Genomic DNA, 24,787 nt, shown 5'->3' on the forward strand with positions numbered 1-24,787 from the left:
TACAAGAATCCTCTTTCTAAAACTGGAAGAGGGTTTTTGGTATAAGTGTAACTTAGGATTTCGCCAATAAGGGTAGGCGACAATCATAGTGTGTGAGTGTGAAAGTACGAATATCAGACTGTGCTTAGCGAAGCGTAAAGTATAGCCAAGCAATTTTAAGTATAAATGGATAAAATTCTGGACATCAGGACGGTGTGGATTTCCGCTTCAGAACGCTCGATTTCTCTTAATTTTATAAGAACCGATTAATGATCGATAAAAGTTAAGCGTTTTATTTCTCTTTTTCTATTAAACTATTTATAATAGAAACCGATAAATTTAAATTTTCTCATTTCGTTCAAAAATCAGATCGTAGGAGGCAATGACCATTGGAATACTCACAATTAGGACGTTCAGGAATGAAGGTCAGTAGGCTTTGCTTAGGGACGATGAATTTTGGTCCGGTTACAGAAGAGAAGGAAGCTTTTCGTATTATGGATGCCGCTTTGGATGCTGGAGTCAATTTTTTTGATACAGCGAATGTCTATGGTCAGGATCGTAAAGGATGGACAGAGGAAATTATTGGCCGTTGGTTTGCCCAAGGTGGAAATCGACGAGAAAAGGTGGTACTCGCGACTAAGGTTTATAATCCAATGAATGATGAAAATGACGGTCCAAACGATGAGCGTAATTTGTCTGCCTATAAAATTCGTCGTCATTTGGAAGGATCATTAAAGCGACTACAAACGGATCATATTGAGTTATATCAAATGCATCATGTTGATAGAAACACATCGTGGGATGAACTATGGGAAGTCTTCCAATCCCTTGTGCAACAGGGGACTATTGATTATGTCGGTTCTAGTAACTTTGCCGGTTGGGACCTTATAAAGGCACAGGCCGCAGCACAATCACGCCACTTCTTCGGCCTTGTATCGGAACAGCATAAATATAGCTTGCTTTGTCGACTTCCCGAATTAGAAGTCTTACCAGCAGCTAAAGACCAAGGTATTGGTGTCATTGTCTGGAGTCCACTAGATGGTGGTCTTCTTGGTGGAAATGCTTTAAATCCAGCAAAAGGGTCGCGTTCAGCCAAGCAAACTGAACGCATTGAAAAACATAGAAAACAACTCGAGGAGTTCTCAGCCTTTTGTAAGGAATTCGGGGAAAAAGAAGCCGATGTCGCGCTCGCTTGGGTCCTTCAACATCCAGCCATCACGGCACCGATAATTGGTCCAAGAACACTTGAACAATTTGAACAAGCGCTTCGTGCTGTTGACATTACATTTGATCAGGCTGCTCTTGATCGCTTAGACGAAATCTTCCCAGGCTATGGGGAAGCACCGAAAGCTTACGCTTGGTAATCATTGATAGGAGGGTATTCACTGTTAAGGGTGAATATCCTTTTTATAATATCAGCGTATTTATAAGTTTAACGCTTATGGCTGTCCCTTTTTTGGTGAAGAATTGCAGTTTTTTGGATGTCGATAGTGTGTTGGTGTTGACCTCCACTCCAAGCGCTCGCTTTCCTCATGCCCACACGACTAAGGAAAGCTACTAAGAGAATCATCCTCGCAGAAAAATCATGTTTTACGATTTTTTTGATGTGGGTAGGGTCGGCGTTCGACGCACCATCGGGGTCCCCGAAAAGTGCTCTTTACTTTTTGGGGTGGTAATCGGGGTCCCCGAAAAGTGCTCTTAACTTTTTGGGGTGGTAATCGGGGTCCCCGAAAAGTGTTCTTAACTTTTTGGGGTGGTAATCGGGGTCCCCGAAAAGTGTTCTTAACTTTTTGGGGTGGTTGAGGAATACACTTGGTATAAGTGTTCCGAACCTCGCGCCTTCCGTTCCAATCAACTGGGGTGATAACGCAGCCTTTGGTAAAAAAACATTTTCATTGCTTTAATATGGATCGGGGCTTTGCCCGATTTTTCTTGGTTTGCATACAATGATGTTTGTTAGAAGAGTAGTATTGCTGATGAAGCATTAGTACGTATCATGCGTGTGAAAGTATACAATTCTTCTCCATAGTTATCCTTCCCTACATATTCCGATGAATAATTCTCGCCCAGTAAATAAGATACTAAGCATAAAGTGAGGTTTTCAATTGAGGATATTACAGTAGGTGAGGGGTGACTACATGGCATTTCATTCTCCACAGGAAATTGCAGAAATAACAGTAGAAAATGGAACGAAGAAAGCGGAAATGTCTTTTATTAATATGCTCCTATTAGGTTTTTTGGGAGGCGCCTTTATTTCGGTTGGCTTTTTATTGGATATAAGAGTGACTGCTGGGATGCCTCCTGCTATTTGGAGCTCATTTAGTTCATTTTTAGGAGCTGCAGTATTTCCTGTAGGGCTAGTTTTAGTGCTTCTAGCCGGAGGGGAACTGTTAACGGGAAATATGATGGCTGTCGCTATGGCACTGTTTTCCAGAAAAATAGGGATTGGTAAATTAATTTCCAACTGGGTTATCATTACGATTACTAATTTTATTGGTGCAGTATGCGTTGCTTATTTTTTCGGTCACGTTGTCGGTTTAACTGAAGGAGCACCCTTTTTAGATAAAACCGTCGCCATCGCAACGGGGAAGCTTAATGAAACTTTCATGCAGGCCTTTATATCCGCCATTGGTTGTAACTGGCTCGTATGTTTAGCAGTATGGCTTTGTTATGGTTCAACAGATATGATCAGTAAAATTGTTGCGATTTGGTTTCCCATTATGGCCTTTGTCGCCATCGGATTTCAACACGTTGTGGCCAACATGTTTGTCATCCCTGCCGCCATTTTTGCTGGGCAATTTACTTGGGGGGACTATTTCGGTAATTTTGTTCCAGTCTTTTTGGGCAACATTGTTGGAGGTGCCATTTTTGTCGGCGGTATTTATTGGCTGACGTATTTAAGAAAACCGCAAACTTGAAGAAATATAGGCAGTCCTATCAAATAGGGCTGCCTAAAAACATATCATTGAATACTTCTATTCATCATCTTCAACCACATGCTTTAGTATGCTCAGTTTATTCTCCCAGAATTGCTCGAAGTAAGCGAGCCATTGTTTTAATTCTGTTAAAGGCTCGGGATGAAGGTGATAAATTTTTTCTCTCCCTACTTTTTCTCCACTCACAAGCCGTGCTTCTGAAAGAATGCCAAGGTGCTTAGCGATCGCCGTTCGACTGATCGGAAAATGAGCGGTAATTTCAGAAATGGTTAATTGTTTTTGGGATAGTAATTGTAGGACAGCCCGGCGAGTAGGATCAGCAATCGCCTGGAAGACATCATGCTTGACGGCGGTCACAACGATTCTACTACCTTTTTAAGTCGCTGTTGAACAATACCATGCCATCCGTTGTTCATAGTATCGCGAACCACTGAACTTTTTTGCTTTGCTTTAGTTATTAGCGAATCCTCTGATGGCCATCCCCCATGGACGAGAGTAAATTCAGTCTGATCCCCTTGCTCTTTTAAATGGAACGAGACGATCCATCCATCGATATCCCATGAAAACGAAATAAGATGTGGTTTTTTAATGTCCAATACTTTACAGGGAGAGGGACCAAAAGGGGATTGAATATGAAATTCATGACCGACTATGGCCTGAAAATCATTAGGCATAAACCATTTTTCGATACCTTCGGGGGTTGAAACGTAGTCCCAAACTTTTTGAATGGGTGCATTTAAAATGACCGTTTGTTCAATGTCTTTTACAGTATGATTACTCGATGTCATAGAAATCTCCTTTGCCATATTTAATATAGAACCAAATGGTGTTACTTTATTATATAACACCATTTGGTTTCGTGTAAAGAGAAGATCATACCTTCACATCTTGAGAGAAAACATATTCATCATTTTTAGACGGCTCTATATAATATTATTGCCTGGGGAATAGTATTCGTTATGCTAGGTTCTCATATTTCGGATCATCATAAAAGGTAATTATATAAAAAAATACATTATATTAGGGTATTAGAGCGTGTTTTCTCTATGAACGATTTAGTCTAATATCTTTTCAATCCATAGGTTCATCAACGTTACTGAACTGGACATAGGAAGGGAGACAAGTACGAGACTGGTCTCCTTTTTAGTCTGGTTTTGTGAAAGATCTTAAAAGGGAGAAATTAGCCATCGCCATTAAGCCGTGGTGACAACTTTTATCGGGAAATCGTATGCCTGAACGTCAGGCTGTGCTGAGGGAAGCGGTGGATGTGCAAGTCAAGCTTTCTCAGCTTGGAAGACTGTTAGAAAATAAGACATAGATTATTGTTATTACAAAATTCATTTAATTTTGGATATGATGATTAACAAGAAGTCAACAAGGAGGGGAAATGAAGATGAGGTTAGTGGAAAATACAATTGAGACATTAGCGCCTTTAATTAAAAGCAAAGAGCTCTCCCCAGTCGAACTCGTTAAGGATTGTTTAGAGAGAATCAATGAAACAGAGCCTGCATTGAATGCTTATATTACGGTTCTTGAAGACCAGGCGATGTTAGCGGCCTATAAAGCTGAAAAAGAAATCATGAACGGGCAGTATAGAGGCCATCTCCATGGCATCCCTTATTCTGCTAAAGATCTTTTTACAACAAAAGGGGTTTTAACGAGCGCGGGTTCCAAAGTGCTGTCTGATTATGTTCCTGATGAGGATGCAGCTGTTATTGAAAAGCTCACCGAAGCAGGGGCCGTTTTAGTAGGCAAAACCAATTTGCACGAATTTGCTTATGGTGGCACCAATGAAAATGAGTATTACGGACCGGCACGAAATTATTGGAATACAGAAATGATTCCTGGGGGATCAAGCGGCGGATCGGGAACCTCAGTGGCGGCTTCAAGCTCTATTTTTTCATTGGGAACAGATACGGGCGGCTCAATTCGTATGCCAGCTTCTCTTTGCGGTGTTGTTGGCATTAAAGCGACCTATGGAAGAGTGAGCAGACGCGGTGTGCTGCCGTTAAGCTCATCACTTGATCATGCGGGACCGCTTGCGAAATCAACATGGGATGTGGCGGCCGTTCTATCGGTTATTGCTGGTGAAGATAAAAAAGACCTCACATCATCAAAACTTGATGTCCCTGATTACATAGAGACCTTGAATCAGGGGGATGAGGGATTAAAGGGGCTGACCATTGGTATTTGTGAACGCTACTATTTCGAAAATATTGATCCCGAAGTAGAACAAGCAGTAAGGGCGTCCATCCCTGTTTTTGAAGCATTGGGAGCCCATATTATTGAAGTGGATATCCCCTCATTATCGGAGGTCACTCAATTACAAGGTGTGATTACATCAGCGGAGGCTTATAGCTACCACGCCAAGCACTTAGCTGAGCGAGCAGAGGACTATGGGAGTAATATTCGTGGTCGTCTATTAATGGGTCACTTTACACCTGCTTGGGCCTATGTTCAGGCTCAACGTTTGAGAAAAGAGTACCAAAAACAGTGGTCAGAGATATATAAAAATATGGATATTTTGTTGGCACCGACAACGGCCATTACTGCTTTCCCCATTCATGCGGAGACCATTACTTTAGGCGGTAAGGTGGTCAATCCTCGTGATCTTGGTGTATTGGGAAGAACTTCTCCAAGTAATTTTAATGGCTTTCCGGCTCTCTCAGTTCCCTGTGGTTTTAATCGACAGGGCTTACCGATTGGGCTTCAATTGCAAGGAAGACCTTTTGAAGAAGCTATTCTATTAAAGGCTGCTTATGCTTATGAACAGGCTCAAACCTTTGTGAAGACAACGGCGAGTTAATCTTGTTAGAAATGGAGGAACCGTAAATGGAATTGGAGATGCTCAAGCAGATGAGTGAGTATATCAATAATCGTTCATGGGATCCCGCGTTTGCCAAAGAAATCGAAAAATCAATAGAAGAATTCCCTGAAACGATGAAAGCACTCTTTAATCTCACTAAAGATTTCCCAATGGATCTAGAGCCTGTACCAATATTTATGCCCTTAGTTATGGATACAGGGTCTATTGATAGGGAGTGAGGGAGCAAAAGAAAAGGACGACGAACCAAAGAAAGCAAGAGAGAAACAAAAATCGAGAAAGCGAGTGATGAGAATGTCGAAAATCAAGGTCGCCACAGTTGCGATGGGGGTTACCTTTAACAAAGAAGACAATTTAAAAAAGTATTTAGCTTTTATTGAGCAAGCAGCCCTGCAAGAAGTTGATTTGATCGTTTTTCCAGAACAATCGCTCCAAGGGTATCTAAAAAATTTATTTGCGCTTGATAGGGATAATGTAACCTATCAATATGAGCAAGCTGAAACTGTCCCAGAGGGTCCTTCTGTCCAAACCGTGATTCAAGCTGCTGCAAGATACAATATGCATGTTGTTTTCGGTATGACGGAAAGAGAGCGGGGAAAGCCTCACGTTTTATATAATTCAGCTGTACTCGTTGGCCCAGAAGGTTATATTGGGACGTACCGCAAAGTCCATCAACCGGGAGATGAAGTACATGTTTATTATCCTGGAAAAGATTTTCCCGTTTTTGATACGTCATTGGGTAAAATCGGAATGCTTATTTGTTACGACAAAATGTTCCCGGAAAGTACACGTGAACTCACGCTTAAAGGGGCAGAGTTATTGATTATGCCGACCGCTTGGCCCTTAGAGGAAGTGGGGGCCGATCCTAAGACAGACGCTAATGGTTTCTCCTATGATTTATTAGACAGAGTAAGAGCGTTGGAAAATCAATGTTGGTTCATTTCGTCTGATATGTCTGGGATTCATGGCGATCATGACTTTTATGGACATAGTCGCATTGTTGCTCCGACAGGCGAAACGTTGGCTGAATGTGGCTATGAAGAAGGGATGGCTGTCGTGGAAATTGACGTGATGGGGGAGATTGTTCGCTCGCGCATGTCACTCAATGTTTTAAAGGATCGACACGCCCAGCATTATACAGCGTTAAAAGGGTTAGAGACTCAGGTAAGCCCTCCCCGCGCAACTATTCCGCTTTCTACTAAGCAAAAGCTGTCAACGACTTTGGTTTTAAATGAGTAACAGATCTTAAAAGCACTCGTTTGCTTTGACAAAGAATAATAACACCTAAATAACCTTATCCCTGAGCAGGGATAAGGTTATTTAGTGTCGATACCAATGCTCGAAAGGAGGCTTAGAAGGAGAAGGAGCCTATATGTCTCTTAATGGTTACTTTTAATGGTATTGTAACCTTCCTGAAGCTTGTTGAGTTCAGTTTCAATTGCATTGAGCTCCTTTAAAATCCTTATAGCGTGTTTTAAAAATAATGATCCCTCTTCTGTCAGTTTAATGCCCTTTGAACTTCTTAAAAGGAGTTGCACCCCTAATTTTGCCTCTAATTTTTGCAGTCTTGATGTGAGTGCCGGTTGTGTGAGATGCAAATGGTGAGCCGTTCTAGTGATGCTTTTTTGATAGGCAACTTTAACAAAACAATATAGGTCCATCGAATCAATATCCAAAAAACAACCTCCCTAGATGCCCCCTTTGATTAACCGAATGAATATTTTATATCTTTTATATTTTTAAAAATAACTGAACATACGGGCGATGTCTTTAGTTTTGTAAGGAAATATGACATAAAATTTAACTATTACCCGTTTCAACAGCTTTATAGTATGCTTGAAAACATAAAACCTGAGTCATCTAAAGCATTAAAGCATTAGGGTATGTAAGAAAAGTTAACAAGGAAGAATAATGGCAACATTTAAGAGTATGAAGAATGCTGATGACCTTCACTCATGTTTAGTGAAACAGACATTGGTTTGATTAATAAATGAGAGGGTGTGTCTATTATGTCAGAGGTTTTACAAATTAAGGATCTCGTGACCAAGTTTTCAACTAAAAAAGGAATGGTCCCTGCTGTCCGCGGCGTCAATCTATCAGTAGAGAGAGGCAAGACCTTGGTCATTATTGGAGAATCAGGATCAGGCAAGAGTGTGACATTACGCTCAATCTTAGGATTGTCACCGCAAGGGACTGAAATTACGGGTTCAATCAAATTCCAGGGCGATGAACTACTGGTGAAAAACGAGAAGCAAATTCAGAAGATTCGTGGGAATAAAATCGCGATGGTGTTTCAAAATTCATTATCTGCCTTTGATCCCTTGTATCGGGTGGGCAAACAAGTGGAAGAAACGATTAAAGCCCACCGTAAAATTTCGAGAAAAGAAGCAAAATCAATAGTGATCGACTTATTCCGAGAAGTGGGGATCCCTTCACCTGAAGAAAGAAGGAGGGTCTATCCCCATGAAATGAGTGGTGGCATGCGGCAGCGGGCGGTTATTGCCATGGCATTAGCTTGTAATCCCGACATCTTATTAGCAGATGAACCGACTACTGCTTTAGATGTCACCATCCAAGCACAAATTCTTAACCTCTTTAAGAAAATCCAAAAAGAGCACGGTATGTCTATTATTCTAGTGACTCATGATATTGGTGTCGCTATTGAAATGGCCGACCAGATAGCCGTGATGTATGCAGGGAAAATTGTGGAATACGGCGAAGCGCGTCAAGTCCTTTCAGAGCCCTCCCACCCTTATACGCAAGCGCTAATGGCTTCTACTCCACAGAAAGAGATGTCGGGGAAGATTGTCACGATTCCGGGTCAACCACCACTGATTACCAATATGCCTGAAGGATGCGCATTTAGTGACAGATGTCCTTATGCTGAGTCCGCTTGTACAAAAGCAAGTCCGGAGTTGGATCTATTGACTGAACAGCATCGGGTGGCTTGTTTTATGCAAGACAAAATGAGTAAAGAGGCTTAAACGCTAAAGGAATCGTCTTTTTCAAAGGGGGATATCGATGAGATCAAAAAAGATACGTTGTGTTGCATTACTTATCATGATAATGAGCTTGTTCATTTTTACAGGGTGTGGAACAAACTCTTTAGGCAGCAGCTCTTCTACAAGTCAAACCTTAGTGATTGGCATGTCAGCATCTAATATCCCGACCACGGATGTCTCCCCTAGTGAAGGATACGAAGGGTGGCGATTTGTAGGCTTTCAACTTTATGAAGGTTTAACAAAATGGAATCTTACCCAAAGCGATCAGCCGGCCGAAGTAGAACCTGGATTGGCGACCTCTTGGGAAGTTTCAAAGAGTGACCCTACATTATGGACCTTTCATCTCCGTAAGGGTGTCGTTTTTCATGATCAAACCCCATTTAACGCCGACGCCGTTATTTTTAACCTTAATCGTGTTCATAACTCAAAATCTAAATATTTTAATCCGACATTAGCCGGAGGACTTTCAACCAGTCTTAAATATATTAAGGACTATAAAAAGATTGATGAGGATACGGTGCAAATTAAAACAAAAGAGCCTTATAGCTCCCTTCCATACGATTTAACGCAAGTTGTTTTTGCAAGTCCGACGGCGATAAAGAAATATGGAAAGGACTATCAAGAGCATCCCGCAGGAACGGGCCCTTTTAAATTCAAAAGTATCACCAAAGGTCAAGAACTCGTACTTGAAAAGAATGAAGACTATTGGGGAAATGTGCCAAAACTTAAACAATTGGTCTTGCTCCCAATGCCGGATGCTTCCACCCGACTAGCGGCTTTGAAGTCAGGGGATATCAATTGGGCCGAGGTTCCGCCTTCTGAGGCTATTAAACAACTGAAGAAGGATCATTATCAAGTCCTTGAAAATGAATATCCACACAATTGGGCTTACGTTCTTAACTTAAACGAAAAACCATGGAATGATAAACGCGTGCGTCAGGCTGCCAATTATGCGATCAATCGTGAAGGCTTATCAAAAGCGCTATTAAACGGTGCGGCGACTCCGGCAACGCAAGTCGATTATCCGGGAAGCACTTGGTATAGCGATGATGCTATTCAATATAAGTATGATCCAAAGAAGGCCAAAGAACTGCTAAAAGAGGCAGGCTATCCTAAAGGATTTAAAACCACCTTTATGGTGCCAACGAGTGGTTCCGGAAATATGTGGCCGATAGAGATGAACGAATACATTCAAAAAAATCTTAAAGCCGTCGGCATTAATGTCACCATTGAAGCGGTCGAATGGCAAACTTTACTCAATCAATATCTTTCCGGTTTTCCAAAAGATAACTCAGTGGGGGCTATCAATATATCTTTACCGACGAATACACCGATGATTTTTGACCGCTATTTTTCAACACGTTCAAAGTTTCCAAATGGCAGTAATATCGGAGGCTATTCCAATCCAAAAGTCGATCAATATATCCAAAAGGCGACCGGGACTTTTGATACCGCGCAGAGAGATAAAGAGGTCCAGCAAGCTGCAAAACTTATCGCTGAAGATGCGCCCTGGATTTTTGTGGCCCATGACTTGAACCTCAGAGTCCTGGCACCAGATGTTCAAGGTTTCGTGCAACCTCAATCTTGGTTTGCTGATCTCACGACAGTTTCCATCAACCAGCAAAATAAATGAGGAGGTGTAAGTCGTGCTGAAATTTTTGACCCATAGAGTATTATTAATGATTCCCACTTTAATTGGGGTATCGATTATCGTCTTTTTAATGCTACAAATTGTCCCTGGTGATCCTGTAGACTCTATTGTACCTGTTGATGCGAGTAAGGAAGTGCGCGCTCAGATAACAGAGCAATTAGGACTTAACCACCCCCTCTATATTCAATATGTCGATTGGTTAATGCGCAGTCTCCACGGGGATTTTGGTCAATCGATTGTAAGGCAATTAAGTGTGAATGCCTTATTGTTCCCGGCGTTATTGAATACTCTTATTCTTGCGTTAGGGGCGGGGATCTTTGCCTTCGTCATTAGTCTCGTGATTGGTGTCTACAGTGCCTATAAACCGAAGTCTTGGCTCGCTTCGATTGGCAATTTAATCGGTCTAACGGGGATCAGTATCCCCAACTTTTGGGCAGCCCTCATTTTAATCGGGATATTTTCCGTTTTGTTTGGCTGGTTACCTCCAATAGGTATGAAATCGAGTGTGAATGGCGGGAGCTTTGCTGATGTGTTTTATCACATCATAATGCCAGCAGTTGCAGCTGGGATGACGACACTAGGGGTTATGACGCGAATGGTTCGGAGCGCTGTCTTTGATCTATTGCACCAGGATTTTGTCCAAACATTGCAGGCTAAAGGTCTAAAACCCTTTCGGATCCTACTGCATGTCTTAAAAAATGCGACGCCCAATCTGCTTACGGTTGCTGGCTTGCAATTAGGTTATCTCATAGGGGGATCTGTTCTAGTTGAAACCGTCTTTGCTTGGCCGGGGATAGGACAATTAATCTATCAATCGGTAAGTCAAAGAGATTATCCGATTATTCAAGCGGGGGTTCTGATCGTAAGTGTCATTTTTATTTTATTAAATTTAATTGTCGATCTTCTGCATTCCATTATCGATCCAAGAGTGAGAGGGTCTTAAAGGAGAGGTTAGCATGTTAAATGAATCAGAATTAACAAATCCATCTCTGCTAAGCAATGAAATAAAAGAAGATTCCCTGTTGAAAAAGGTATGGCTTGAATTTTATAAAAATCGCATTGCTTTTATTGCTTTAATTGTTCTTGGTATTGTTGTTCTTTCTTGCCTATTAGCCCCTCTCATTGCTCCTTTTGGCCCTTTGGATGGCGAGATAACGGATAGATTATTACCTTTAGGCTCAACAGGCCATATTCTCGGGACCGATGAACAAGGGCGTGATATGCTCACGCGGGTGTTGTACGGCGGGCGTTTAAGTTTATATGCTGGCTTTCTCCCTGTTGTTATTTCCATTGTCATCGGAGGCGCCTTAGGAGTGATCGCAGGTTACTTTGGCAGGATCCTCAATACGATCATCATGCGAACACTTGATATCTTTTATTCTTTCCCAGCTATTTTATTAGCTATTGGTATTTCAGCAGCGTTAGGACAAGGGATTAATAACATCGTGATTTCGATTTCTATTATTTTTATCCCGCCTGTTGCTAGGGTTGCAGAATCAGCGGTAAAGGGGGTGAGAGAAGAAGAGTTTATAGAGGCTGCAAAGTCCAGCGGTGCTCAAAGCATTTCAATTATTCGATATCATGTGATCAAAAATATCTTTGCTAAGGTGTTTGTTTATGGGACGACTCAGATCAGTATTAGTCTTGTGCTTGCCTCAGGTTTAAGCTTTTTAGGTCTAGGTGTCTCGCCCCCCACACCCGAATGGGGGATCATGCTGAACAACCTTAAGGGGCAAATTTTTATTAATCCTTTAGTGACGATTATTCCTGGGCTCTTTATTTTTATTACAGCTCTGACTATTAATCTCGTAGCAGATGGGCTGCGTGATGCACTAGAGATCAATTCTTGACGGGAAGGTGATTGGAATGAATACGATTTTAGAGGTTAAAGGTGTGAGTAAGTCATTTCCTGTTAAGGGGAGTTTCGGTAAAAGTAAAGGGGCTGTTTCGGCGGTTAGTGATGTGTCCTTCTCGCTTAAGGAACGAGGCACACTGGGCATTGTCGGAGAGTCAGGATGTGGGAAATCAACACTCGCTCGTTTGCTTCTGAGACTGATTGAACCTGATGAAGGGGAGGTGCTTTATCGCGATCAAGATATCCTTACATTAAAAGGAAGGAAATTAAATCAAATCAAAAGAAAAATTCAAATGGTCTTCCAGAATCCTTACTCTTCCATCAATCCGAAAATGACCATAGAAAACAATGTCGCATTTAGTTTATGGACGAATGGCGTATCCAAAAAAGAGGCGAGAAAAAAAGCGAATGATTATTTGGAAGCCGTCGGATTACCACGTTCTTATGCCCATCGCTATCCACAAAGTCTAAGTGGCGGGCAAAGACAGCGAGTAGCTATTGCGAGAGCCTTAGTGTTAGAACCTGAAATAATTATTGCCGATGAAGCTGTTTCCGCGCTTGATAAATCCATTCAAGGGCAAGTGCTTAACTTATTTCAAGATCTTAAAAAGGATTTTAATCTTTCCCTGCTCTTTATTTCCCATGATCTGAATGTTGTGGAGTATATGAGTGATGAAGTGATGGTCATGTACTTGGGAAAGGTGGTCGAGAAAGGGTCCGCTCAGCACATTTATTCCAATGCCAGACACCCCTACACGAAAGCTCTGTTAAATTCAGAGCCTTCAATGAAGGTTGGTGTCTCCAACTTAGATAAGCATCAACTCATAAAAGGGGAATTGCCGAGTCCCCTAAACCCACCAAGTGGATGCCGATTTAGAACCCGTTGTCCCCATGCCACCGCACAATGCGGAAACGCTCAATTACCAACAATCGAAGTAAACACAGGTCACCATGTCGCCTGTCATTTGTGGGACATGGGGACAGGATCCTTGTCCCAAAATAAACAATCTGATGTTTTGCCTATCTAAAAAATATGAGGAGGCTATTTAAATGAAAGCACATTTAAATCCGGAGGAAGCTGCACTTATTCTTGTTGATATCCAGAATGATTTTTGTCATGAAGCTGGCGCTTGTGCCAATCGAGGAAGTGATGTCACTGATGCTCAGGCCATCATTCCTCAGGTTCAAAAATTAATCACAGAGGCAAGAAAAATGAATGTTCCCGTCATCTTTATTCAGATGACATTAGACGAGAATACGGTGTCTGAGGCTTGGAAAACACGTCTGAGTCTACAAAAACCCTCTCAAGACCCTTTGGGTATCGTGAAAAAGTATTCATGGGGAACGGAATTCTATAAACTTGAGCCTCAAGCTGAAGATATCATAGTAGAGAAGCATCGATACAGCGCCTTTATCGGAACTGATTTGAATATGATCCTACAAAATTTAAAGCGAAAGTCGATCATTATGACAGGCGTAGCAACAAATGTATGCGTGGAATCTACCGCCCGTGATGGATTTATGCTCGATTACAATGTCACGCTTGTTAAGGACGCCAGTGCTTGTTACTCAAGGGAACTCCATGATTCCACCATCATGAATATCGAGAATACCTTCGGGCTTGCGCTTGATACCGATGACATCATCAATTATTGGTCGAAAACACTGACAATGAATGTGTAGTGAAAGGAAGAGGCTGGGACAGAAGTCTTTCACTCAAAGAAAAATCCGAACATTCTTGAAGTTACCCCAAAAGGTTAGACATTTAGACAGGTTAGTTATTAGACAGCCTGTTGGGCAAGGGTTCGATATTGTATCGGATTCTTGCCTTTTAATTTCGCCTTAATCCATTTGTTATTATAGTAATCCATATATTTATCCAGCTCTTGCTTAAAGTGATCAATGCTTTCAAATGCTTTGAGATAAAGGAATTCAGATTTCATAATGCCAAGAAATTCTCAATCACGGCGTTGTCATAACAGTTCCCTTTACGTGACATACTTTGGGTTATCCCACGTTCTTTTAGGCCCAGTCGATACTGCTTCATCTGGTAATGCCATCCTTGGTCAGAGTGAATAAGTAATGTATCACCATCTGTTAATCGCTCAAAAGACTTCTCCAACATCTCTACCACAACCAAAACTCTCCGTTATATCTCAGATTTGAAGGTGAGAAAACCTCAACTCCATTTGATTGTGAGTGATCGATTAAGGAGAGCTTTTATCAATGGCTAAAATAGGGGAGATGTTAAGTCCCATTGACCGCTTGAGTTTTTAGTCAATCTCATTCATTTCATGTTCAATGCCTCTGGACACTTTAAACATCCTTGCCTCACTGCTTGCAATTTTATACTTTTTTTTTAAGAGGAATAAAAAGTGCACTTATTGTAAATTTTTTCTAAATTTAGATTAATCTCCTCGGATTACTTATAAAATCTCGTGCGAAACTTTTTGAAAAATGCTTCACATCGGCTCTTTAGATGATGGTGACGGTAACGCAACTAGGGACAAATTAACGAAATAATCGCGAAGTTCTTCGCATACATTGTAATAATGAAAAGTGGGACAGGGAAGCAAAGCTGGGCGATTATAATTTAAATTTTAAAATGGGGTTGTCAGCCTAGCGGACAGTGCGATCACCGCCCAAATGATTGGAAGGCTAACGTGCAAATGATAGGAGGGATATTTTTATGATGAAACATGAGATAGGTTTAACGCTTTTAAGAATCATGTTAGGGATTACCCTTTTTGTTCACGGCTTAGTAAAGTTTCAGGGGGGGATCGGCAATGTTGCTGGATGGTTTCAAAGCATAGGTCTCCCGGGTTCTTTGGCTTATATTGTGGCTTGCGTTGAATTAGTCGGCGGGATTTTCTTGATATTAGGACTCTTTACTCGAGTTGTCGCGGCTCTAGGCGTCGTCATTATGATCGGTGCCATTATCTTCGCACATTTATCTTCCGGATTCTTAGGTGGTTATGAGCTTAATCTTCTAGTTATGGTGATCGCTTTTTATCTTGCTTTATGTGGCAGTCGATTTTTGGCGTTGGATGCTTTAAGGGCAAGAAAATATTAAAATAACTTAAGAGAAAAGTCTTCTAGAAACAAAGTTTTCTATTTTTAAAGCACAAAAGGACTTGAAATGTAACTATATTAGCACTACAATCTGTAGTGGAGGCTCGTTTTAGATGAATATTAAAAATTTTAAATATGATAAAGTCGGGTTAGACCGTTTTTTTGGCTCCTTAGAAGCGAAAATAATGGATTATTTGTGGGAAGTCGAAAGTGAACAACCGATTAAGAGTGTTCAGCAGCATTTAGAAAAGGACAAGCCGATCAATTTTAATACGGTGATGACAGTGATGAAGCGCCTAGTTAATAAAGGTGTTTTGGTTAAAAGAACAGAGGGCAGAATTTCGCTTTTTCGACCCGTGCAGACTAAGGCTGCCTTCGTTGAAGAACAATCCAAGAAATTAACGGAGAATCTGCTAGATGAGTTTGGTGGTGTAGTCATTAACCACATGCTTGATGCGATGGAGACTATCGATCAGGAGCTTCTTGCAAAATTAGAGGATAAAATTCAGGAATTAAAAAAGGATCAATCATAATGTGGCAAAAAAAGTCTTTGTACCTCTTTGGTAGCGGTCTTGTGATGGCGGGCATTGTGTGGAGTCAAATGGGGATGTATTTACTCCATATCTTTTTTGGCGTGAGGCTCCATGTCAATCTATTTGAATTTTGCATTGGTTTAGTTATGAAGGATTCTATTTATTATTTCTGCATTCTCCTGGTCATAAACGCATGGATTACTTATAGTTTTTTGATCATGGTGATAAGTACGGGAAGATATTTTTATTTCTTTAGAAGGCTGCAAAGAAAGTTGAGCCAACTTCAAAACATAAACATCACAGAACAGGTATCTCGGCGGTATCAATTAAAGTGTGAAGCGATCTTAATCATTAATCATAATGATCCCCTCGCTTTCACATGTGGCCTAAGACGCCCACGAATGGTTATGAGCACAGGTTTGTTGACCTTATTGGATGAACTTGAACTTGAGGCAGTGTTGAAGCATGAGCGTTTTCATCAAAAGAATCACGACCCTATGAAGCTCTTTATCTTACAACTTATATCCAAGTCTCTCTGGTTCCTTCCCCTTCAAAAGTGGTTGTATCAGAATTATAAAATTGTCTGTGAGCTTTCAGCAGATGAATTTGCGATAAAGAAGACAGGCTCTGAATTAGGGCTGAGCACAGCACTATTAAAATTAATAAAAAATGGTTTTCATAAGCAGCCTGCGCCAGTTCTTGTTCATTTTTCAGTAGAATCGGTCAATTATCGCTTGCAGCACTTGATCAACCCGAAGCAGGGGATCCCATTAAAATTGAAAGCACATTCACTCATCCTTTCACTGCTCATCATTCTTATAGAAATGATTCTAGTGGCAGTTATTTAGTATTGTCACTTGTTTTTTAGTCACTTACACTACAATGTGTAGTGTTGATAATAATTAACATAAAATTTGAATGGGAATGGAGTGTCCTTATGGTTGCAAAGAAAAAACGGAAGAAGACTAATAAGAGAAATGTCAAAAAACAAAAGGCCCGTGGGTATATATATGGAGCGATTGGGCTCTTTGTCATCGCACTGGCTGTTGTTATCATTGTCGGTAATGTTCAAAAAACGGAAGCGGCCTTTGATTACAAAGGACAACCTTATTTAGGCGATAAGCGTGCGCCTGTGAAAATAGTGGAATTTGGCGATTATAAATGTCCCTATTGCAAAAATTTTAATGAAACAGCATTTCCTGAAATAGAGAAAGACTTAGTAGACACAGGGAAAGCTAGCTTTTATTTTTTGAATGACCCGTTTATTTATACGGACTCAACAAGATCGGCACTTTTTGCAGAGACTGTGTACCATGCATTAGGCAATCAAATCTTTTGGAAATTTCATGACCAATTATACGGCAAACAACCCGCGGATTCTAAATATGAACAAATGGATGTTTATACAAATGACTTTTTACAAAAAACATTACAAGAAGTGACGAGTCAAGCGAAGGTAGACAAAGTTATGAAGGCATTTAAAGCAAAGAAATATGAAAATGATTTAAAAAAGGATCAGTCCTATGTCAGCAAATTAGGTATACAAGGGACTCCAGCCTTTTTTATTAATGGTAAAGAATTTAAGGGAACCACTTATGATGATTTAATTGAGATGGTCAATAAAGCGGCTAAAACAGACTGAATGAAAAAAATCCCCCTTCTAACCATTCGTTCATTGTTACTATGGATAGATGCCTCAGGTAATATGACACATTAAAAAGGCGATAGGAGTGACGTCATAGGTTAATGGCCAAGCGGTACCAAATGCCAGTGCCTTTTAAACTATGTGAATCATAGGAAATTAAGTGATGATTCCCTTTCAATATAAATCTTTAACCCCCTTAGAGCATACTCTAAGGGGAGCTTGTCTTTTATCCTAGGGAGAAATTACATTTACAAGTTTATGAGGGCATGTCGTTGCCATTGGCATTGTAAAAAGCAATCTTTAAATCAATGATGTTGAGGTTTTTCTTCAACTCACTCATTTGTCTCAGCACTTCTTTGCGATGCTCTATCATGAGCTGTTTCCGTGTCTCGAAGGTGTCGTCACCTTCCATAAAGAGATCAATATAATGCTTGATTTCTTTAATAGGCATACCGGTATTTTTTAAGCAACAAATCAGTTTGACAAGTTCTAAATCTCTTTCCGAGAATTCTCTCTTCCCGCTTTTACTTCTTGAGATAAAAGGGAGGAGCCCTTCTTTATCATAAAAACGGAGGGTATGAGCAGAGAGGTCACAAATCTCAGCAACTTCATTAATGGTGTACATGAATAAAAACTCCTTTTATAAAAAATAATGGCTTGACTTCGATATAACTCTAAGTAATACCATGAGTATAACCCATGATGGCAAGATATGAAATAAAGTAAGGCTGAGTCATATTAGAGGAATTAAAATGACACACCTTATTAAAGAAGGAGAAAAAGTAAATGACATTAATGAAAGCCGCTCAAGTGTCTTATCCAGGTGGAAAGTTTGAATTAGTAGAAAGAGAGATACCGAATCCAGGCCGCGGTCAAGTCCGCATTAAAGTAGAGGCATGCGGTATTTGTCATAGTGATTCCGCAGTTAAGGAGGGGTATGTTCCAGGTCTCTCGTATCCACGGATTCCAGGTCATGAGATTGCGGGCTATATTGACGCCGTCGGTGAGGATGTCACGTCTTGGAAAGAAGGTCAGCGTGTGGGTGTGGGCTGGAACGCCGGACATTGCTTAGAGTGTGAGGCCTGCCGAAGAGGGGACTTTGTCAACTGTGAGAAGGCTTTAACGTGTGGGATTTCCTATGATGGGGGTTATGCTGAATATATGGTGGCTCCACAGGAAGCATTAGCCTTGATTCCAGAACAACTAACATCAGTAGAAGCCGCCCCATTACTTTGTGCGGGAATTACTACTTTTAATGCCTTACGAAATAGCGGAGCAAGGGCAGGGGATGTTGTCGCCATTCAAGGGATTGGTGGCTTAGGACACTTAGCCATTCAATTTGCAAATAAAATGGGATTCAAAACAGTGGCCTTGTCTCGAGGCCAAGACAAGGAAACTCTAGCGAAAGAATTTGGCGCACATACTTATATTGATACAAGCGTCCAAGAAATAGGGGAGGCGCTCGGCAAATTAGGAGCGAAGATCATTCTCGCAACGGCTCCTAACAGCAAGGCCATCTCTGGACTAGTGGATGGACTAGGCGATAATGGTAAATTGTTAATTGTTGCTGCGACAGGAGAGCCGGTCGAAGTCAATCCAGCTGTACTGCTTGCTGGGCGGAAATCCGTACAAGGCTGGAATAGTGGGACGTCCATAGATTCAGAAGATACTTTGAATTTTAGTGTGCAAACAGGAACCCGACCGATGATAGAAACGTTCAGTCTGGAGCAAGTGAATGAAGCCTATGAAAAGATGATGAATGGACAAACGCGATTTCGTGCAGTAATAAAATTTTAAAAGGATTGCAAGAGGGGCAGGTTTTCATTCAATGGGGTGGGAGACCTGACCCTTTTGTTTTTAAAGGATGATTTCCTCCATGAGCTTTCCCTTTAGTTTGATGATCTCCTCTTGAAGCTGGGCAAGGACCAAGAGTTGTTCTGATAGTTTTTGGTGGTCATCAGCTTGTTGATCCCTCAGTGCATTGAGTTTATCCACTAATGTTTTTAAGGACGCTTGAGAACGCTCCTTTACGTTTTCATACCCTTGCTCTACTTCTAACTGCCTTTGTTCTAATGTTTGGAGGGTCTTCTGCTGACTTTCGTAGTCTCCATGAAGCGCTTGGTGTTCCCGATTAAGCTTATTTAAATTGGTTTGAATGTCTTGAAGGATCTGCTGTGAGGAATGGTTTAATTCAACAATATGTTGTTTAGCTTGTTCATTGTCCTGTCTGAGACTTTCTACAGATTCAACCAGTTGATTTTTATAATAATAACTTTGTTTTGGAGCCGGTGGCGCCTTTTTTGTAGTGTACATTTGTGGAGAGAGCTGCGCATTAAAATAAATGTGATTTCCCATGATGCATACCTCTTTTGTCAATGATCTCTTTTTTTAGCGTATGTTGAGTCTAGGATAAGTGTCCATAAAAAATTGACTCTTTTTTAATGTATGGTTAAACTGATAACAGAATGAACATTCATTCCTTGTTGAAGAAAATGAAATGAAGGAGTTTATGATGAAGGAAGCATTAGTGGATAAGAGATCCGCTGCTTTGAAGGCAACATTAGCGCTGATTTCAGAGCAAGGATTTCATGGGACCCCCATGTCGCAAATAGCAGAAAGAGCCAATATAGGAATCGGTACTATTTATCGTTATTTTAAAAATAAGGAAGACTTGATCAACGCCCTTTATATAGAAGTTAAAAAACGGATGGCGGAACACATTTTCAATCATAGTTTTAAAGATACTCCCGTTGAGGCGCAACTCAAGCAGTACCTTATCCAATTTATCCGATTTTCCATTGAACATCCACAGGAATTGAATTTCACTGAACAATATGAAAATTCACCACTTATTACGGAAGAAACTCGTGCCGAAGCTATGCGGGTGCTCGAACCACTCATGACATTATTCCAGCGTGCAGTAGAACAGCGCTTATTGAAAGCCATGCCTATTGAAATGTTAGTCGCTATGCTCGGGGGATCAGCAATAGCGCTGGCCAAGCTGTATCTTTCTGATCAAAAGCGATTAGATGAGCACACACTTGAAGCAGGTGTGAGTGCCATTTGGGATTTAATCAAAAAATAAAACTCAGGTTCCACATAGATTGTTGCTATTAAAATAAAATTCCGACGAAACTCCAGGTTGATTTACTGTCCGAGCTGATTGTGTGGTTCCTGAGCGATTTTTTTAGTATTCAATATTGTAAGAGCGTGTGAACCAAAATTATCAAATTTACGTTGCAATCTATGTCAATGACTCAAATTCATGCCCATGAAAAAACAATAATCTTCAAGAAAAAAGCTAAAGAAAAATATTTTGTAACAATAGGAATGAATATTCATTCTGTGTTTAATAAAAGGAAAAGGTGGTTGGGATTATGCAAAAAAGAAGACTAGGTCAAACTGAATTTGAAATCTCACCGATTGGATTGGGTTGTATTCAATTTTCACAAGGAAGTGGTTTTGTAGGCAAATTTTATTCACCGATGGATCAAAAGACCATGAATCAGGTCGTGAAAGCGGCATTTAACGGAGGGATCAATTGGTTTGATACGGCTGAGAAATATGGGAATGGAAAATCAGAAGAAGCATTGTCCACGGCCCTAAAGCAAAATAATATCATGCCGGGAAAGGCCATCGTAGCGACAAAATGGTATCCGGTTTTCCGAACGGCTGAGCATATTAAAAAGAGTATAGATACTCGTTTGCAGGCGCTTCAAGATTACCCCATTGATCTGTATCAAATTCATCTTCCCTATAGTTTGTCCTCTATTTCAGCACAAATGCAAGCGATGGCATCACTAAATCAGTCGAGAAAAATTAGGAGTATTGGCGTAAGTAATTTTTCAGCTCAGCAAATGTTGAAGGCTTATGAGACATTAAAGGCTCAGGGGCTCACTCTTGCATCCAATCAGGTGAAAATAAGTCTTCTTGATCGCAACATTGAAACCAATGGAGTGCTCAATATGGCACGGAAACTTGGTGTGACTTTGATTGCCCATTCGCCGCTTGGCTCTGGCATTCTCACTGGGAAATTTCATGAAAACAAAGACCTTATTAACACTTTGTCCCCCTTAAGGAAGATGCTAGGAAGGTACAGTTCTCGAAAACTTGAACGCACTGCAAAGCTTGTTTCAGAGTTAACAGCTATTGGGCAGGCTCATGGTATCTCGGCAACACAGGTGGCTTTAAATTGGTTAATTACCTACTATGGAGAGACCGTAGTGGCGATCCCGGGAGCATCCAAACCACATCATGCTGAGGCTAATGCTTCAGCGATGAGTGTTCGATTAACCGAATCAGAACTACAGCGCATTGATGAACTCTCGAGGCGTCTCATGAAATAGTCCTTGACTTTCCTCTTTATCTTGGGGGATGTAACACAATGACTATAGGAAAATAAACCTAGAGAACCAAAGGCTGTGGTATAGTAAGAGATAAGAATAAAGGGAGCACAGTACGAGGGGGTAAGTGATGAATGGCCTATAATCAGTATTTATCTTTACTACTTTTGGCGATCACGTGTTGCTTGTTATTTATTGCTTACCTCGCATGGAGAAGAAAAGAATTTTCAGCTGCCACTAGCTTATGTATTGGGATGTGTGCAGGAGCCTTTTATTCGTTTGGGTATGCTTTTGAAATCATCAGTTCAGATTTGGACCAAATCCGTTTTTGGTTAAAAATTGAGTATATTGGCATACCCTTTGGCCCGATCCTTTGGTTTTATATGGTTTTACAGTACACCGATCATCAAGCGTGGCTTCGGAAATGGGTCATGGTATTACTTGCAGTTGTACCTTCATTAACTTTGATTAGCCAATATACAAACCCGTGGCATCACTTATTTTATACTAAAATAGGGGTGGATGATTCTCAAGGTTTTCCACTAGCTTCAACACATGTGGGACCATTTTACCTGATTCATGTCTTTTATTCTTACACTATAGTTGTCATTGGGCTCGTGATGCTCATTAAGATGTATCGTACATCTTCCAATCATTTGAAGAAACAAGTCGTTTTTATCATTATTGGATCGTGTGGCCCTTACGTTATTACACTCATCCATTTAAGTAATATCCTGAAGACTCCAATCGACATCTCTCCATTTGGTTTTCTTTTGTCGGGTATTTTCTTTATATGGGGTATTTATAAATATAATATGATGAAATTAGTCCCGCTTGCCTTCAAAAAGGTCTTTGATGCCATGAAGGACGCCGTTATTGTACTGGATTTGGACAATAGCATCACAAACTTTAATCAATCATCCACACTTGTTTTTTCCGAGTTAAAGGATCAAAAGGTTATAGGCCAGTCTGCTGAACGTTTCTTTTCTCCTTACCCGGAATTAATTGAGATTATTAAACTGGGAGTGGCCACACGAAGGAAAATAAAGATAGAAACTCAGAGTCAGCTTACTTATTATCAAGTCGTCCTCTCAGAAGTTTGCGATAAGAAACAGCATCTTGTAGGAAGAACACTACTACTCAGCGATATAACGGAAGTAGTCCTAACCGAAGAAAGGTTACGAAGCAATTCGAAGCAATTAAGCGAGCTTAATACATTTAAGGATAAAATGTTTACGGTCGTTGCTCATGATATTCGTGACCCTCTTTCGATCCTTGTCAGTTTGATGGAGATATTAAAGGATGAGCTTCATCAACTTGATGAATCGCACGATGAAATCACTCATGAAATGGACCAACAGATTCAAAACACCTTCACTATTGTCGAAAGTTTGCTGGATTGGTTCCGGAGTCAAAAGGGAGGCATGATGTTTAATCCTGTAGCCTGGAATCTTTCCAAGGCGGCAAAGCGAACGATCGATTTGTTACGCATCAAAAGTGACCGAAAGCGTATTCAAATGGTTTCTCGAATACCTGATGATACGCTCGTTTATGCTGATAAAGAAATGCTCGACTTAATTATTAGAAACCTCTTGACCAACGCCATAAAATTTACTCATTACGATGGAAGAATCGAAGTCGATGCGAAGCCATTAGAAGATAAAGTGATCGTCTCTATAAAGGATACGGGGAAAGGCATAGAACCAGGACAAGCACGTAGATTGTTGCAACAACAGGATGATTATCTGATGTCTTCAACAGGAACCGCTGGGGAGAGAGGGATTGGTATAGGTCTCTCGCTTTGTCGTGAATTTGTTCACATTCATGGAGGGGAGATGTGGTTCGAAAGTGTGCCCAATCAAGGAAGCCGCTTTTATTTTTCCATGCCCATGCCTACTGCTGCAAAGCGTTGACTATTTGATGAAGAAGTGGGGGGATAGTGATGAAGGTTGTTACAATCGATGATGAAAAGGCCATGCACCTAATAATGAAACGAATGATTGCTGAAATTGACAATGTTGACATCGTCGGTAGTTTTCAGAGGACATCAGAAGCTTTTTCATTTCTGCAAAATAATCTAGTCGATTTAGTCTTTGTTGATATTAATATTCCAAGGGAGAACGGTCTTGATTTTGCAAAACGTTTAAGAGAATTAGACGAGCGAATGAAAATTGTCTTTGTGACCTCTTATAAGGAATATGCTCTCTCGGCATTTGATGTGTACGCTTTTGACTATATCGTAAAGCCTCTTACTAAACAGAGGTTAAATCAGACCATCAAACGAGCCCTTGAAGAGGAAAGTAGTTTAAAGGCAAAAGAACAGTCCTCACAAGAGGCTCTGCCTTCCCTTGTCGAGCCTTTAACCAAACGTGAAAAACAAGTGTTACAACTCATGGGAAATGGACTATCGAATAAGGAGATAGCGAAGACATTTAATCTCACTGAAGGGACAATTAAAAATCATGTTGTGAATATCTTCGGCAAGCTACAAGTGAAAAATCGAGTCCAAGCTATCCTCATTGCGAAAGAGCTCAAACAAATCACTTAATTCGATCCTAAATCCTCATTGCTTTTATTCCATGGTTCCCTCTAGCCACTGGCAAATTGGCGAAAGAGGGTGGTCCGCTGGATAAATTGGCTAAGGAAAAAGCTGTTCAGCCAGCGCAGCTTGCATTAGCATGGCTTCTTAAACGGTCACCTGTCATGCTTCCAATCCCAGGGACATCCTCTGTTGGTCATGTTGAAGATAATATTGCAGCAGCCAGCATAGAGTTAAGTGAGGACGAATTTGAAGCTCTAGCTGGTGCGGTAACGAAATGATGGTTGTTAAAGATACCTTCATATGGAGGGTCTAAGGGATTACTAAGAAGGACTTTAAATAATATGAGACAACGTCTTCAACTGATGCGCTCTCGCATCTTGGGACAAAGGACCTGATCCTTTGTCC

The 24,787-nt window shown here is 40.8% G+C and carries 26 protein-coding genes and 1 pseudogene; 21 read left to right on the forward strand and 6 right to left on the reverse strand.

The window, feature by feature from the left end:
* Positions 1-368 precede the first annotated feature (368 nt).
* On the forward strand, positions 369-1,343 hold the full coding sequence (locus IEV91_RS10815; protein ID WP_188497447.1) for an aldo/keto reductase: 975 nt from the start codon (positions 369-371) through the stop codon (positions 1,341-1,343).
* Between the two features lie 774 nt (positions 1,344-2,117).
* Positions 2,118-2,897: a formate/nitrite transporter family protein gene (locus IEV91_RS10820; RefSeq protein WP_188497448.1), complete on the forward strand. Its 780-nt coding sequence runs from the start codon at positions 2,118-2,120 to the stop codon at positions 2,895-2,897.
* Positions 2,898-2,954: 57 nt separating this feature from the next.
* Here the strand turns inward: IEV91_RS10820 and IEV91_RS10825 are convergent, their stop codons facing one another.
* Together IEV91_RS10825 and IEV91_RS10830 are read right to left on the reverse strand one after the other, a co-directional pair.
* Positions 2,955-3,272 (reverse strand): ArsR/SmtB family transcription factor, encoded by a 318-nt coding sequence (locus IEV91_RS10825; RefSeq protein WP_373284428.1) that lies wholly within the window; start codon positions 3,270-3,272, stop codon positions 2,955-2,957.
* Positions 3,269-3,703 carry an SRPBCC family protein gene (locus IEV91_RS10830; protein WP_188497449.1) on the reverse strand — a complete coding sequence of 145 codons (435 nt, stop codon included), beginning with the start codon at positions 3,701-3,703 and terminating at the stop codon, positions 3,269-3,271. The genes IEV91_RS10825 and IEV91_RS10830 overlap by 4 nt, the downstream gene beginning before the upstream one ends.
* A gap of 605 nt (positions 3,704-4,308) precedes the next feature.
* Here IEV91_RS10830 and IEV91_RS10835 point away from each other — a divergent pair.
* From IEV91_RS10835 to IEV91_RS10845, 3 genes are all read left to right on the forward strand, one after another.
* Entirely contained in the window at positions 4,309-5,721 is a 1,413-nt protein-coding gene (locus tag IEV91_RS10835) for an amidase (protein ID WP_188497450.1), read from the forward strand.
* Positions 5,722-5,747: 26 nt separating this feature from the next.
* On the forward strand, positions 5,748-5,960 hold the full coding sequence (locus IEV91_RS10840; RefSeq protein WP_188497451.1) for a hypothetical protein: 213 nt from the start codon (positions 5,748-5,750) through the stop codon (positions 5,958-5,960).
* Between the two features lie 73 nt (positions 5,961-6,033).
* The gene (locus IEV91_RS10845) at positions 6,034-6,978 is read left to right on the forward strand and encodes a carbon-nitrogen hydrolase family protein (protein WP_188497452.1); all 945 of its coding nucleotides are present in this window, start codon (positions 6,034-6,036) and stop codon (positions 6,976-6,978) included.
* Between the two features lie 140 nt (positions 6,979-7,118).
* On the opposite strand, the gene IEV91_RS10850 is transcribed toward IEV91_RS10845, so the two are convergent.
* The gene (locus IEV91_RS10850) at positions 7,119-7,415 is read right to left on the reverse strand and encodes a LysR family transcriptional regulator (protein WP_188497453.1); all 297 of its coding nucleotides are present in this window, start codon (positions 7,413-7,415) and stop codon (positions 7,119-7,121) included.
* A gap of 333 nt (positions 7,416-7,748) precedes the next feature.
* On the opposite strand from IEV91_RS10850, the gene IEV91_RS10855 reads away from it, so the two are divergent.
* The 6 genes from IEV91_RS10855 to IEV91_RS10880 are packed head-to-tail and all read left to right on the forward strand — an operon-like array spanning position 7,749 to position 13,930.
* On the forward strand, positions 7,749-8,723 hold the full coding sequence (locus tag IEV91_RS10855) for an ABC transporter ATP-binding protein (RefSeq protein WP_188497454.1): 975 nt from the start codon (positions 7,749-7,751) through the stop codon (positions 8,721-8,723).
* 37 nt (positions 8,724-8,760) lie between these two features.
* Complete coding sequence (locus IEV91_RS10860) at positions 8,761-10,374, forward strand: ABC transporter substrate-binding protein (protein WP_188497455.1); 1,614 nt, start codon at positions 8,761-8,763, stop codon at positions 10,372-10,374.
* Positions 10,375-10,387: 13 nt separating this feature from the next.
* Entirely contained in the window at positions 10,388-11,335 is a 948-nt protein-coding gene (locus tag IEV91_RS10865) for an ABC transporter permease (RefSeq protein WP_188497456.1), read from the forward strand.
* Positions 11,336-11,348: 13 nt separating this feature from the next.
* On the forward strand, positions 11,349-12,242 hold the full coding sequence (locus IEV91_RS10870; RefSeq protein ID WP_188497457.1) for an ABC transporter permease: 894 nt from the start codon (positions 11,349-11,351) through the stop codon (positions 12,240-12,242).
* A gap of 16 nt (positions 12,243-12,258) precedes the next feature.
* The gene (locus IEV91_RS10875) at positions 12,259-13,275 is read left to right on the forward strand and encodes an ABC transporter ATP-binding protein (RefSeq protein ID WP_188497458.1); all 1,017 of its coding nucleotides are present in this window, start codon (positions 12,259-12,261) and stop codon (positions 13,273-13,275) included.
* 22 nt (positions 13,276-13,297) lie between these two features.
* Positions 13,298-13,930, forward strand: coding sequence for a cysteine hydrolase family protein (locus tag IEV91_RS10880; RefSeq protein ID WP_188497459.1), 633 nt, complete (start codon positions 13,298-13,300; stop codon positions 13,928-13,930).
* Positions 13,931-14,028: 98 nt separating this feature from the next.
* Here IEV91_RS10880 and IEV91_RS10885 read toward each other — a convergent pair.
* A pseudogene (locus IEV91_RS10885) lies at positions 14,029-14,384 on the reverse strand (transposase); the annotation flags it as partial.
* Positions 14,385-14,936: 552 nt separating this feature from the next.
* On the opposite strand from IEV91_RS10885, the gene IEV91_RS10890 reads away from it, so the two are divergent.
* From IEV91_RS10890 to IEV91_RS10905, 4 genes are all read left to right on the forward strand, one after another.
* Positions 14,937-15,320, forward strand: a complete 384-nt coding sequence (locus tag IEV91_RS10890) for a DoxX family protein (protein WP_188497460.1) — start codon at positions 14,937-14,939, stop codon at positions 15,318-15,320.
* Between the two features lie 112 nt (positions 15,321-15,432).
* Complete coding sequence (locus tag IEV91_RS10895) at positions 15,433-15,852, forward strand: BlaI/MecI/CopY family transcriptional regulator (protein WP_188497461.1); 420 nt, start codon at positions 15,433-15,435, stop codon at positions 15,850-15,852.
* Entirely contained in the window at positions 15,852-16,700 is an 849-nt protein-coding gene (locus tag IEV91_RS10900) for a M56 family metallopeptidase (RefSeq protein WP_188497462.1), read from the forward strand. The genes IEV91_RS10895 and IEV91_RS10900 overlap by 1 nt, the downstream gene beginning before the upstream one ends.
* 89 nt (positions 16,701-16,789) lie before the next feature.
* Entirely contained in the window at positions 16,790-17,494 is a 705-nt protein-coding gene (locus tag IEV91_RS10905) for a DsbA family protein (RefSeq protein ID WP_188497463.1), read from the forward strand.
* Between the two features lie 259 nt (positions 17,495-17,753).
* Here the strand turns inward: IEV91_RS10905 and IEV91_RS10910 are convergent, their stop codons facing one another.
* Positions 17,754-18,122, reverse strand: coding sequence for a MerR family transcriptional regulator (locus tag IEV91_RS10910; RefSeq protein ID WP_188497464.1), 369 nt, complete (start codon positions 18,120-18,122; stop codon positions 17,754-17,756).
* A gap of 161 nt (positions 18,123-18,283) precedes the next feature.
* Here IEV91_RS10910 and IEV91_RS10915 point away from each other — a divergent pair, with 161 nt between their 5' ends.
* Positions 18,284-19,294, forward strand: a complete 1,011-nt coding sequence (locus tag IEV91_RS10915) for an alcohol dehydrogenase (protein WP_188497465.1) — start codon at positions 18,284-18,286, stop codon at positions 19,292-19,294.
* Positions 19,295-19,354: 60 nt separating this feature from the next.
* On the opposite strand, the gene IEV91_RS10920 is transcribed toward IEV91_RS10915, so the two are convergent.
* Entirely contained in the window at positions 19,355-19,852 is a 498-nt protein-coding gene (locus IEV91_RS10920) for a hypothetical protein (protein ID WP_188497466.1), read from the reverse strand.
* A 142-nt stretch (positions 19,853-19,994) separates the two neighbouring features.
* Between IEV91_RS10920 and IEV91_RS10925 the strand changes: the two genes are divergently transcribed.
* The 5 genes from IEV91_RS10925 (at position 19,995) to IEV91_RS21895 (ending at position 24,660) form a co-directional block, all read left to right on the forward strand.
* Entirely contained in the window at positions 19,995-20,582 is a 588-nt protein-coding gene (locus IEV91_RS10925) for a TetR/AcrR family transcriptional regulator (protein ID WP_204871303.1), read from the forward strand.
* A 292-nt stretch (positions 20,583-20,874) separates the two neighbouring features.
* Positions 20,875-21,843, forward strand: coding sequence for an aldo/keto reductase (locus IEV91_RS10930; protein ID WP_188497467.1), 969 nt, complete (start codon positions 20,875-20,877; stop codon positions 21,841-21,843).
* Positions 21,844-21,974: 131 nt separating this feature from the next.
* On the forward strand, positions 21,975-23,753 hold the full coding sequence (locus IEV91_RS10935; protein ID WP_188497468.1) for a sensor histidine kinase: 1,779 nt from the start codon (positions 21,975-21,977) through the stop codon (positions 23,751-23,753).
* Positions 23,754-23,782: 29 nt separating this feature from the next.
* Complete coding sequence (locus IEV91_RS10940; RefSeq protein ID WP_188497469.1) at positions 23,783-24,388, forward strand: response regulator transcription factor; 606 nt, start codon at positions 23,783-23,785, stop codon at positions 24,386-24,388.
* Between the two features lie 56 nt (positions 24,389-24,444).
* A complete protein-coding gene (locus IEV91_RS21895) occupies positions 24,445-24,660 on the forward strand; it encodes an aldo/keto reductase (protein WP_275584389.1) in 216 nt (71 codons plus the stop codon).
* Positions 24,661-24,787 lie beyond the last annotated feature (127 nt).

This window comes from Pullulanibacillus pueri, from assembly GCF_014639255.1.
In the GTDB taxonomy this organism is placed as follows: Bacteria; Bacillota; Bacilli; order Bacillales; family Sporolactobacillaceae; genus Pullulanibacillus; species Pullulanibacillus pueri.